Genomic DNA, 11322 nt, shown 5'->3' with positions numbered 1-11322 from the left:
TACGGCCCATTCTCACAGCCACTTGCCCCCACGGAAGGTCCTCAAATATCCGGTACCGGATGATTCTCTGCATTCGCATCGGGATTGTATTCATCCACGCTTCCACATCTCGCTTGATCCGCTCAGCAGTCTGCAGCCGCTCCACAAGAACCTCTTCCAGACGATCCAACTCACCGGGATCTTTCACAGTCGGATATGACAGCCCCTCCAGATGATACGTCTGGACCGTGTAAGGGAACTCATGGGCCGATCCTTTGCTTGTGTCTGCCACCATCTGCTTCCGGGCCTTGCGCAGCTCCGGATCTGCTCCTTGGTCTCCTTAACCTGTGCGCAGGCATCTATGTAGTCTTTTAATATCTGCTTGTCCAATGGGCTCACCTCCTCCAATACGCCTTATCTTTTTAAGAAAAACACCAATGTCCAGCAAAGACAAAACACCCACATCCAGACATATTCATGCAGTTCAACTTTTCCTCGTTTTATCACGCTGAACCCTAGATAAAATGTCATTAAAAATAATGCCAATCCCATCATCATTTTCAGGAAAAAGAATCCATCTACTCTCATTACGTTACATCACCTCCAACTCGGTTCCGGCTTTAACACATACCGGCTCAAATCCGCCCCACTGCTCAACAACCGCTGCCGCGTATCCTCCCAGTCTACCGCCTGATCCCTGGTCATCGTCCAGGACTTCCCCGCCTTGCACACTGGCTCCGGCTCTACGACCTCAAAGGTGTACTCACCGTAAAGCTTATTCCCACCGCTGGCGTAGCTCCGGACAGTCCCGGGTGTACATTTAAGCATATCCGCTGCATCCACCGCCGTGTAATCGCCAATCAGCTTGTCACAGCGGTAAACTTTATATCTTTTGGTTACAGCCACCTACCACCGCCTGCCTCTCTCATCGATCACGGTTACTTTGCCCAGGATCCGCACATGGCAGATCACACTCATCAGCTTCATGGCCCGCCGGAAGTTAATAACCTCCTCCGGCGGCTTGTCTGCCTTCCGGACTGCACGGCCTGCGGTCGGATCCGGATATCCCTCTTTGTTTTTATACATTAGCACCTCCAAATTTCAGTTTTTGTCAGCTAATTTCATCGCCCATTCCTCGCTTCCAACCCAGCCAGGTTCTACGTTTTCATTGATTTTGTACGCCGCCTCATTATTTCCTACTGCCCATCTTTCAGATACAATCGGGTGAGAATTTCTGCATTTGATTGCATCTGCACAAGTATCATGCGCTTTCTTGCAAACCGGACATCTCCACCATATCTCGATATGTGCCATTCAATCACTCCTAAATCTTAATTTACTGCCGTATACGGATTCGGCAGCGGCATCCACGCATTAACAAATAATCCAACACTGCAGCATGTGTCTCCACCATTGTCATCCCCCAGATACCATGCACCATCACCCTCGTCATTTACCTCGTACCGGCCAATAGCCGGGAGGGAAAAGTTTTCGAATGACATCAGCACATAGTCTGCTGATTCCGGCAACTCCTTAGCCATCGGAATCCACTGCACTGTATTCTGTTTCAGCTTCAGCACCTCTACAGGCGCCAGGCCAGTATCCTCATACTCTGCCAGCCGTGCCACCAGCTCATCCCTCTTACTGGCGGACCAGTAGCCGGTTTTGATTCCATTTACCCGTTTCTGAGTTAATCTATTCATCACTTTTCCCCTTTCTGTATGTACTTCAAAAACTCCACCAACTCCGTCTCATTATCCGGATAATGGTTATATTCGTCGTGCCTTGTCCATTTTTCAAAGCCATTTGCTCCTTTTGGCGGTTCCGGTCCGCCTACCAGATGATAGTTTGCGTGAGTAAAATTCCCGCAATAGTTTTTGATGGCAAACGCTTCAACAATCAGTCGAGCGCCGCACTTGAAATCGTATTTATAAAATGTGCTGCCGATATGCTCATCCTTATACCACACGCCCCAGGGCTCGTAGTTCCGCAACCACTCTTTCCGCTGGTCGTTGTTTTTCATGACAGGAAGCTCCGGCTGCTCAACCTCTTCCGACTCAGGATCAGCTGCATCATGTACCTGCAGCAACATCTCATATGCCTGAATCATCATGCTATATTTGGCGTAGGTATACGGCTGGTTATTTATCCAGTGTTCGCTCATCAAATTGAAAGCTTCCTTGGCATCCTGAATCATGTTCTCCAGGGTATGTCGGTCATACTCAATCGGTTCCGGATCCAGCTCTTTTTCTGTTTTCGCATCTTCTGTCTGATACTTTCGCCGCTCTGAAGCGTAGCATTCCAGTCTACAGTCTCCATGTTTCGGACATTCCCAGCAGCAACAATGCGTGCAATCCTCGCCGGTTCCTGGGATAGTCTTATCCTCATCTGCCATGCTGCAATCATACAACGGATTATGCAGGCACTTCCCAGAGTGCTGCTTTTCGGCAGCGGATTCCGATGGTGGAGCAGCGGTCTCCAAAACCATCGATGGTGTTTCCTGTTGCGATGTCGCAACAGTTTCTCCCAGCTCCTCCCCGCCCATCATCTCCTCCAGAGTCATTGTTGTCTGGATCGTAGCCGGCTGCGTCATCGCAGGCATCCCTGTCATAACCGGCGCTGCTCCCTCACCTTCCGGAATCACTTCCGGAAAGTCCTTTTCCAAGTCCAACTGCCCCTCGATCTCAAAATATGGAATCTCTTTTGGCTGGCGCATGGAACGGATCTCCTGGACCTTCATTTCCGGTGTTACCTGCTCCAGCTGCTCATCCGTAAGATACAGCATTTCCTGCAGCTTCGACTTCCCGAAATCCTTATATTTCTGGTCCACGATCGGGCTGTTGCCGTCCAGGGCAAACCGGTCATTCATGCTCATGTAACGACTGGCCGTGGACTTGCTGATGCCATATTCTGCCTGTGCAAAGTCCCAGATGTTTTCGTGCCCCTCTTCGCGATACAGTTCACCATCCCGAATGAGTTTGAGATAATAGCCGATCGCAATAAAGCTCCTTGCCGCAGACTCGAGGTTTGTCCGGATAAAAAGCTTTGCATCATCATAGCTGACCTGCTTATACCAGCTGCTGGCAGTCGCGGCATCGACCTCAAAATTATCAATTTCTTCCTGCTGCATCTCAGCAGCACTTTTAACTTCCTCTCCCATGTCTTCTCCTTCAATACCGATCCATGGTCTCGCCGACCATATCCGTCCACAGGATACACTCCTGGGTACCGCCCGGCAGCTCCACCAGGCAGAAGTACTTGCTGGCTTTTGATAACACCCGCGCCATAACCGGTACGCTTTTATGCTTTATATTCCCCTCGCCGAGTATCTTCACGCTCTTCACACGGATCTTGCTTCCTTCCTTGGCTCTGTTGCGGGCCTGCTTGATTCTCCAGGCGCTGATCCCCAGCTGGCTCTTCTTTTTGCGCTGAGGCTGTCCGTTTTTTAGTCAGATATGTATATACCGTTGACTCTTTCTTTCCGAGTCGGCCTGCAATGTCTGCAACCGACTTTCCTTCACCGTACAGCTTCATAACAAGCCGTTCTGTCTCATTCACCTTCTCCACTCTCCTCTATCATCTTGCGGGTCTCTGCCGCTACCATTGCATCGTAGTCGGTATCCCGCTGCTCAAAGTTACAAAACTTATTACCTTTACCCGCCGCTGTCTTGCCAGGGGTTTTTGATTTGGCAGACAGCTCATACACACCAATCCAACCATTTTTTGTGGACTGGTCAAGGATTGCCGCCTGCTCCTGTGGATTGCTGGACAGTTTCTCCAGCTCGTCCAGTAATAACCGGATGCCGCGTTCCGTCATGGGCTTTCCCGCCTGCTCCCGAAACTCTATATATCCATTCAATGCAGCATTCAAGGCAGGATCCGGAACGTGCTGGCTCTCCCTAGAGATTTTATTTAATTTTCTTTTATTTTCTTTACTTTCCTTTTGTGGAATTTCTGCATCATTTTTATGGGTTTCTGTTGCAGAAATCGGCTTTTCTGTTGCAGAAATACCGTCTAAGGGTGCACTTAATAAAGGTTGACCAGAATCATCTATCAACCAGTATTTTTCTTTATTCACCTTGTTTCGTGAAGTGACGATGGCGAATCGCCGCTGGATTCCCACAGAGGTTATAACCCCATGCTGAAGGAGGGTTGTCTCGAAGAGCCCTAATTCCCCGCAATCAAGAATAACTTGTGACACAAGGCGTTTTTGCACCCATTTTGCACCGATGATCCGGACGATCTTCGTGGATATCCGGTCAATCGGCTCTGCCAGGTAATACCCATTTTTATAGATTTCTGTCAACAGGACCTCATAAATAGTGACACCGACCGGTCCATACTTTTCCAGCAAATCCATAATTTTATAATCGTTGTAAAAATCCACATCTTTCGGAAAGTAGCTTAGCCCCGTCTTGATCGGACGACCCATTGGCGACCTTCACCTGCTTTCCTTTTATATATGCCCCGCCGCTATCAAAGTCAGCGGGGCAGTACCAGCGGCATTCTGTTGTGACACATTAAACCGCAGAGGTAACAACATTAATTAACCGATAATTGTAATCATGCTCTGGATCTCTTCCGGCATGTCAGCCAGAAGCGTTGCCAGATAGTCTTTGATATTCTGGATTGCTACGTTGCGCCATACACCGCCTTCAGCTTCCACCAACTTAAAGGCCGGTTCATCGCCGTCGCCAATCCGGAACACAAAAGCGCTCTCCGGCTGGTCCACTTCCTGGAAGGTCCGGAACGGTTTTAATACTGCCGGATTCGGCACAATCGCATCACCTTTGGTCGCTACACCGGTCTGCATGGTAACAATCTGAGTACAACCGTCATCGCTATAAGCTGCGTCGTTCTTCTTTTCGATGTTTCCGGCCAGCTTCATGATCACATCCAAATCCACGGTCGGCTGGAAGTTCGCCTGCAGGCCGATCATAAAGCTTTCCTGGTCGTACCAACGGCCGAACATAAATTCCGAAACGATTGCATTGCTTACAAATAAAGTCTCACGCTTGCGATCGGCATCCAGGATAGACACCAAACGGACCTCGGTCGGGCTCACTACATGGATGATCATCTTGCGGTTTAAAAACTCCTCATGGCAGTTCTCAATGTAATCAGAGAGCGCCGTCAACGTAGCTGCAGTTACCGGCTCCGCATAATCCGCCTCATCATAACGCTCCAGGCTTCCACCACCACTGCGTGCATAAGTCTTTCCGGCAATCTCAATCACTTCCGTTCTTACCGCATCGTTTCCAAGTTCCACTACATAACCTAATGCTTCTTTCAATCCTTCAAACATGTTCTTACTCTCCTTTATGCTTTTCTTAAATCAATGGGTTCCTTCTGCTGCGATGCCGGTTCGTAAATCTCACCCGTCTCCGGATCAAATGCCTGAACCGGCGGCGCCTGCGGTACCACCTCAGCCTTAACCGGAATCATATTGCCCTGGACGGAAACTGCATTGGACTGGTCGTCGATCTCGCTCATCTGGATGTTACCAGTGCGGGCATCCTGGCCAATCAACATTACAGTTTCTTCCGCAAGTGGCGGTGCCAGACTTACATTGGCTGCAAAAGATGTTTTCATGCTTCTCCGGCTCTTGTCCGGCTTAAATGTCAGCTTAAGGGTCAATGTTCTGGCTTTCTCTGGATCCGTGTTCGGGTCCATGATATTACTGGCAATCTGGCGCATTGCGCGGTTAAACAATTCCAGCAGCGCTCTCCCCTTGAACCGGTCCATGCTGATAAACTTTGCCATTATGTACTGCTCCTCTCATTTTAATTAAAGAAATCAGCTTCCACATTATCTGCAGGTGCTGCATCTTCTTTTGTTGCCTGTTCAGCTTCCTCAGCTGGCTGATCAGAGTTATTCGGCTCCGTCACCGTGTAATCTGTATAAACATCTTCCGGTCCGTTATCAACGTAATCCATGGCCCCGTCTTCGTGCACCACTGCCATATCCGCATTGATTGCAGACTGCAGTTCGATACTCATAATGCCCCACTTACTAATCAGCTGACGGAGCATGGTCTTGTATGCCATACCGTCAAAATCCTTGTACCAGAAACTGGAATACATCCATTCATCTTCTTTGGCATAATTTCCAGCTTCATAATCCGCGAAAGATACTTTCTTTTTCTCTCCATACCGGGTCTTGATCGTGGTTTCACCAACCGAAAACGCCTTGCTGAACTTATCTGCATGAGCCAGCATCTTACGTTTGCTCCAGTAAAGGGCTTTCCGGAAACCATTGGTATATTCAAACATTGCATAATATCCAACGGTGGGTGCTTCTTCTCTCAGTTCTTCATCTTCAATAAGACGGACCTCAATTTCTTCATTCAGCGGATCAAAGCGTACAAGCTCACCCTCTTTGATAGCCAGTACATTCAGCTTCTTATACTGCCCTGAGCGAATTGCCAGCTGAATATATCCTTTATATCCAAGCTGAAACTGCGCTTCCTTAGCGCCTTTACTGCGGTTGTCATACGGTACCATATAATACTGACCAAGCTGCGGGCTCGGGGAAAGATTCAGTGACTCTCCCAGGAGCGCAGCTGATACGATACTGGAGTTCGTGCATTCCTGCAGCGCCGGATTCACCTGTACTGCAGATACAATGCTGGAAATAAAACGCGGTCCGTTCTTTCCGCCGACAACACTGTTGATCTGATTTCTGACGGCATCCTTTGCCAGGTAAGCGGTAAGTCCACTTGCCTGCTGATTCTGGTTTCTTTTCGCTAAACTGTTTCCTACTGCCATGATTCAATATCCTCCTTTACTGTTTCGGTACCGGCTCAAACCGGATGCCGTTTTCTTTTAAAAAGCCTTTCAGCTTTAACATCTGATCTCTGGTAACGTATACGCGAAAATCAAGCACTGTAACCGGATTCTCTACGGTTTCGACTACCGGCTGAGACTGAGACTGCTGTGCCTGCGGCTGCTGCACCATTGTCTCCGGAGCCACCGGTCTGCACGCACCCATCACGCGCTCAGCTCCAGTCTGCGCTTTGCTTCCCTCTCCGCTCTCAGCTTTTCCTGCTCCTCTGCATAGATCTTCCGGCGTTTCTCGTCCTCTTCCAGGCGGTTACGCTCTGCCATTGCCATGCCAATGTCATACGTCCGTAAAAATACCTGCTTCATGTCACCGGCATAGGGACTATCCACCTCATTTAAGATTGCGATACCCTCGGCAACTTTCTGGATCAGCGCCAGGATCTCTTCCTTGATAGACTTCATGCTCTTGGATGCATTGCCATATTCCGACTTCACCACACGCTCCCAAGGCAGATACTCTGCCAGATCTGCAACGTTCTCCTCATAAAACTCCCGGACTTTTGCAAGCTTCTCGGATCTCTGGCGCTCCTCATAGCCCTTAATCTGGCTGTCGATGTTGTCAATCGCATTCTTAACAATTCCGGTCAGTTCCTTAACCTGCTGCCCGAAGAGCTCGTCCGGCTCCAGAAGCTTCTTGCGGATCTCGGTACGTTTGCCATTTAAAGCATCCACAAATTTATTAAGCTGTGCCCGGTCAGCTTTCGCAGCCTTGATTGTCTCATCCGTATAAACAGATGTTTCATATTCCTGCGCTGCGGCCGTGACCTGCTCTTTCAATTCTTCAAAGTTCCAGTCAATTTTCTTAATAAAACCCGTGTCCTGCGGGCTGTAAATTTTCAGTTCCATACTTTTCTCCTTTTTAAATTGCCGGAAGGATCAGATTGGGGCGGCGCCCACTCTGGACACAATCCCAAAACTTCCGCTCTGCATCAATCAAATACTGGATATCCGCCTCAACATCTCCCCGCTCGATGATGTAATCCCGAGTTTCGATGTTCAGTGCTCCTCGTCTCTGGCTCTTAATCTGAGCTCTCAGCACCACAAAATCCCATTCCGTGACAGCCAGATAATGCAGCACCTGGCAAAAGTAGTTGTCCGGTATTCTGTCGCGCCATTTTTCCCACTGACTACCCTGCAAAATCTCGGTGGTCTTAATCTCCAGGATCCCGCGCCGCCCCTGCTCATCTGTCAGCTCTCCGTCTAAAGATGCGTGCATCCACGGATAACGGTCATTCCGATACATGTTATTTTCATCGTAAGTGACTGTATATTCCGGATGATCCAGAACGAACAGAGCACGGAGATGTTGCTCCGCCTCTGTTCCATACCGGACATAATCCTCACCGGAAATGTCTTCCGGTTCCACAAGTCCCACCTTTTCTTCCCAGAGCTGCACGTTGTCCTTATACGGGTTCATCCCGACGCAAGCGGCTGCGTCAGATCCGCCAATATGATTTTTTCTCGCCTGGAGCCACCCTTCGCGGCTGCCGAACACCTGCTTCGTTACCGACATCACACTGCCTCTTTCTCCCTTTCTATCGACACCAAATCCACCCAGTCATACACGCTGAGCGCCACATCATTTGCTTCGCCACCGGAGATAATGACCTGGTCCTTTAACCACTGCATGCGCCGGATCGTCATCACCATCTCCCGCACAAAGTTCCGGGAGTGGAAGCGGATTGTCTGGCCTATCTGCAGGCGGTTGACCTGGCAGCGGCCGAGAATAATCAAATTAGTTGCCATTGTTCTCCTTTTCTTTCATGCGTTTTATAAAATCCAGCATAAAATTTGCTTCATCTGACAGATTCAGCGCATCTCTGTTCTCTGTGATTTCACCCATAACCAAAGCTTCCATGTAGCTCTCAAACTCAACCAGCCGGAAGATACGTTCCGTCGGCGTTTCATCTTTATAAATGGAATTCATATTGTCAAACACTGTGTGCGCAAGAAAATACGGGAACTGATTCCGAATGTATTTACCCCGAATGCAATTATTTGTGCTGTAGCCATGTTCTTTATTAGATACAACTGTTACCACGGTAAAGTCGCCGGTAAATTCCTTGCGTTCACCATCATCTTCCTCAATAATTACCTTTACCATCTTGACTCTCCATTTCTCCCAATTTATAATTGAGGTGTAAGTTTATACTTATTTCCCTGATTCCCTGGAAGTTGCAGCTTCCGGGGTTTCTCTTTTCAGACGATTGATCTCGGCATCAATCATCGCACGAAGCTCCTCATAAGCGCCCATCTGCTCCGCCGGATCAATCGCCTGACAGACTGCAGTCTTTACAAATCTGATGATCATCCGCTTCAGAGCGACATCATCTGTCTCACCGTAGGCATAAAATGTGCCCTCTAGCTTACGGTCAACTCTGCCGCCAGTGATGGCCAGAACGCAATCGCTAATCTCTGTCAACTCACGATTAAACGTAACCTCTACCATGTCCTCACCTCCCTCCTACGCCAATGCCAGAATAATAAACAACCAGAACATAAAACCGGTCGCGCCGCAGAACGCTGCAGCTACAACCATCACATCCACAGCCAGATCTCCCAACCGGTCAGATAATGGCTTCTCCGGCGCCGGTTCTTCCGCCGGATCACTCCGGCACTCCACATAGCTGAGCATCCGCGGGTGCTGGGACTCGATAAAGTTAAGCTTCGCCATCGCAACCTCCTTCCCCCGGTTCATACGCCGGATACTGTTCGATAAATTTCTCCAGGTCAGCACCGCGGATCTTGATTGATCCGAGGCGCAACCCGATAAGCTGCTTTTCATTCAGCAGTCTGTATACTGCAGATGTATTAACCCGCAGTATCTTCGCCGCCTCTTTTACCGTGTATAACGGTTCGTATGCTCTTACCACTGTGTTCGTCTCCTCTCTTATTCCAGCAGATCCTCGATTGCAACGCCGAATCCGCTGCTATTTCAGCTATCAATTTTTCAAAATAAAAATATTGCTTCCCAATTCATTCTCAGTAAAATAGATATGGAACTTTTAACCGCTACTGAGGAATTTACATGAGTAAAAAAGATAATTTCAAATTTCCCTTTGAACAATTTCATGCTCAGTTAGAGCAAATCGGAAAGCTTTACACATCACCACTTATTGATACTGTTACGCAACAGCAGGCTCTTCTTCGCTCTTTTGAACAGCCACTTGCTGCCTTTGAGAAATCACAGCTTCCGTTTGAACAGTTTCGTGCTCAATCAGAAGAAATCGGTATGCTTTTCTCTTCACCAGTTATCGACATGGCCAGGCAACAACAAAATATTTACGGCAGTTTAGTTGCTGATGCTTTTAAATCGCCACTGCATGATCTGGTCAATTCATTTTCTAAAACTTACGGTACAGAGTTTGCGAATCTGATTCAATCTTCTGCCACTGTCGCCATCAGAAATGATTTTTCGTCCATCACCAAATCACTTGGGCTTCAGTTCACCGCTGATATTGGTGCTCAGTTATCCTCCGGCTTTGAACCTTTAATTTCAGCGCTCGATGCCATACGGATAGCCCCAAAATATGTTGAAGTTCCTGCAGAACTGATTCCTGATGATTTTGAGTATGATGAAAAATCAAACCCACCAGCTCACCGCGAAACCATAATTAAGCTATCTCCCGAGCAAACTCAGTTTTTAATTGGATCCATCTTATTTCCCTTAATACTTTGGATTGCCTCATATATCGCGAGCCTTTCTCCCACTGCTTGGCAGGAACAATACCACCAGGAAGAAATGGAAAACGATGCAAAACTTATTCAACAGAACGAACTCATCATTGAACAAAACAAAACCATCATTGAGCAAAATGATCGCACTATCCAGCAGAATGATGAAATGATTGAAATTCAGCAAAAACAGTACGAAGCTTGTTTAAAAGGTCTTGAAAAATTGGAAACTATTTACTACAAGCTGGATTCTGAATCCGATTCTCCAGAAGTCGATTTAATGACGTCTTCTGCTGAATATCATTCTGCTGATGCTCAATCAAACGCTGACCAAGCTGAACCAGCTCCTGTTTCTGCTGAACCAACTCTTGACTCAACTGAACCAAAGCCTCATCCTGCTGAATCACAGCCTTCCACAGCTCCTGATTCGCCTGATGAAGCTGAACAGCCGTCATAATCTGACTAACTACCAACGAAGTGAGAATCCATATTTTCCATTCTGGAAACTGTGGGTTCTTTTTATCTTCCATCACACCACCTCCTTCCCTTCTACCCCATACAGCTCATTCATATCTACATCCAATGCCTTAGCGATTGGCGGCATAAATTCAATTCTCAGAAGCTTTCTTCGCTCATTCAAAATGTTGCTGAACTCCTGCGGTGTAAAGCCTGCCCGCTCAGCTACAACGGATTGTTTCATACCCTTTTTGCTGATAAGCATTTTGATGTTATCGATAATGGCATCGTAACCAGAATGTTTTTCCACGTTCCTCGCCTCCTCTCTATATCAGATTTACGGTTTCAATCTTGTCTTCCATGTCTCCTC

At 47.9% G+C, this 11322-nt stretch carries 20 protein-coding genes and 1 pseudogene; 1 reads left to right on the top strand and 20 read right to left on the bottom strand.

Translation table 11 applies throughout. The features are described from left to right. From DXA97_RS13935 to DXA97_RS13850, 19 genes and pseudogenes are all read right to left on the bottom strand, one after another. Positions 1 to 271 (bottom strand): annotated as a pseudogene (locus tag DXA97_RS13935) (RNA polymerase subunit sigma-70); the annotation flags it as partial. 305 nt (positions 272 to 576) lie between these two features. Next, a complete protein-coding gene (locus DXA97_RS13930; protein ID WP_118720835.1) occupies positions 577 to 885 on the bottom strand; it encodes a hypothetical protein in 309 nt (102 codons plus the stop codon). Beyond that, on the bottom strand, positions 886 to 1065 hold the full coding sequence (locus tag DXA97_RS13925; RefSeq protein WP_118720833.1) for a hypothetical protein: 180 nt from the start codon (positions 1063 to 1065) through the stop codon (positions 886 to 888). 15 nt (positions 1066 to 1080) lie between these two features. Beyond that, positions 1081 to 1293 (bottom strand): hypothetical protein, encoded by a 213-nt coding sequence (locus DXA97_RS13920; protein WP_118720831.1) that lies wholly within the window; start codon positions 1291 to 1293, stop codon positions 1081 to 1083. 17 nt (positions 1294 to 1310) lie between these two features. Then, positions 1311 to 1682 carry a hypothetical protein gene (locus DXA97_RS13915; protein WP_118720829.1) on the bottom strand — a complete coding sequence of 124 codons (372 nt, stop codon included), beginning with the start codon at positions 1680 to 1682 and terminating at the stop codon, positions 1311 to 1313. Continuing rightward, entirely contained in the window at positions 1682 to 3139 is a 1458-nt protein-coding gene (locus tag DXA97_RS13910; RefSeq protein WP_118720827.1) for a hypothetical protein, read from the bottom strand. The genes DXA97_RS13915 and DXA97_RS13910 overlap by 1 nt, the downstream gene beginning before the upstream one ends. A gap of 10 nt (positions 3140 to 3149) precedes the next feature. Beyond that, complete coding sequence (locus tag DXA97_RS20270) at positions 3150 to 3323, bottom strand: hypothetical protein (RefSeq protein ID WP_182436912.1); 174 nt, start codon at positions 3321 to 3323, stop codon at positions 3150 to 3152. 206 nt (positions 3324 to 3529) lie between these two features. Beyond that, positions 3530 to 4411 carry a DUF4373 domain-containing protein gene (locus DXA97_RS13900; protein ID WP_118720823.1) on the bottom strand — a complete coding sequence of 294 codons (882 nt, stop codon included), beginning with the start codon at positions 4409 to 4411 and terminating at the stop codon, positions 3530 to 3532. Positions 4412 to 4525: 114 nt separating this feature from the next. Next, entirely contained in the window at positions 4526 to 5284 is a 759-nt protein-coding gene (locus DXA97_RS13895; RefSeq protein ID WP_118720821.1) for a hypothetical protein, read from the bottom strand. 14 nt (positions 5285 to 5298) lie between these two features. After that, positions 5299 to 5742, bottom strand: coding sequence for a hypothetical protein (locus DXA97_RS13890; protein ID WP_118720819.1), 444 nt, complete (start codon positions 5740 to 5742; stop codon positions 5299 to 5301). Positions 5743 to 5762: 20 nt separating this feature from the next. After that, positions 5763 to 6746, bottom strand: coding sequence for a recombinase RecT (locus DXA97_RS13885; RefSeq protein ID WP_118720817.1), 984 nt, complete (start codon positions 6744 to 6746; stop codon positions 5763 to 5765). Between the two features lie 16 nt (positions 6747 to 6762). After that, positions 6763 to 6969: a hypothetical protein gene (locus tag DXA97_RS21020; protein ID WP_243107675.1), complete on the bottom strand. Its 207-nt coding sequence runs from the start codon at positions 6967 to 6969 to the stop codon at positions 6763 to 6765. Further along, a complete protein-coding gene (locus DXA97_RS13880; protein WP_243107674.1) occupies positions 6969 to 7667 on the bottom strand; it encodes a DUF1351 domain-containing protein in 699 nt (232 codons plus the stop codon). The genes DXA97_RS21020 and DXA97_RS13880 overlap by 1 nt, the downstream gene beginning before the upstream one ends. A 13-nt stretch (positions 7668 to 7680) precedes the next feature. Beyond that, positions 7681 to 8334, bottom strand: a complete 654-nt coding sequence (locus DXA97_RS13875; protein ID WP_118720815.1) for a YqaJ viral recombinase family protein — start codon at positions 8332 to 8334, stop codon at positions 7681 to 7683. Then, positions 8334 to 8567 (bottom strand): hypothetical protein, encoded by a 234-nt coding sequence (locus tag DXA97_RS13870; protein WP_118720813.1) that lies wholly within the window; start codon positions 8565 to 8567, stop codon positions 8334 to 8336. Before DXA97_RS13870 ends, DXA97_RS13875 begins: the two co-directional genes overlap by 1 nt. Beyond that, on the bottom strand, positions 8557 to 8925 hold the full coding sequence (locus DXA97_RS13865; protein ID WP_118720811.1) for a hypothetical protein: 369 nt from the start codon (positions 8923 to 8925) through the stop codon (positions 8557 to 8559). The genes DXA97_RS13870 and DXA97_RS13865 overlap by 11 nt, the downstream gene beginning before the upstream one ends. Before the next feature lie 48 nt (positions 8926 to 8973). Next, entirely contained in the window at positions 8974 to 9270 is a 297-nt protein-coding gene (locus DXA97_RS13860) for a hypothetical protein (protein ID WP_118720809.1), read from the bottom strand. A gap of 15 nt (positions 9271 to 9285) precedes the next feature. Then, positions 9286 to 9495 (bottom strand): hypothetical protein, encoded by a 210-nt coding sequence (locus DXA97_RS13855; RefSeq protein WP_118720807.1) that lies wholly within the window; start codon positions 9493 to 9495, stop codon positions 9286 to 9288. After that, positions 9482 to 9694: a helix-turn-helix domain-containing protein gene (locus DXA97_RS13850; protein ID WP_118720805.1), complete on the bottom strand. Its 213-nt coding sequence runs from the start codon at positions 9692 to 9694 to the stop codon at positions 9482 to 9484. Before DXA97_RS13850 ends, DXA97_RS13855 begins: the two co-directional genes overlap by 14 nt. A 155-nt stretch (positions 9695 to 9849) precedes the next feature. Here DXA97_RS13850 and DXA97_RS13845 point away from each other — a divergent pair, with 155 nt between their 5' ends. Beyond that, the gene (locus DXA97_RS13845) at positions 9850 to 10953 is read left to right on the top strand and encodes a hypothetical protein (RefSeq protein WP_118720803.1); all 1104 of its coding nucleotides are present in this window, start codon (positions 9850 to 9852) and stop codon (positions 10951 to 10953) included. Positions 10954 to 11025: 72 nt separating this feature from the next. Here DXA97_RS13845 and DXA97_RS13840 read toward each other — a convergent pair whose 3' ends face one another. Beyond that, positions 11026 to 11262 carry a helix-turn-helix transcriptional regulator gene (locus tag DXA97_RS13840; protein WP_118720801.1) on the bottom strand — a complete coding sequence of 79 codons (237 nt, stop codon included), beginning with the start codon at positions 11260 to 11262 and terminating at the stop codon, positions 11026 to 11028. Positions 11263 to 11322: the final 60 nt, after the last annotated feature.

This window comes from Clostridium sp. OF09-36 (genome assembly GCF_003481985.1).
Lineage (GTDB): Bacteria > Bacillota > Clostridia > Lachnospirales > Lachnospiraceae > Brotaphodocola.
This window is presented reverse-complemented; position numbering and strand designations above follow the sequence as displayed.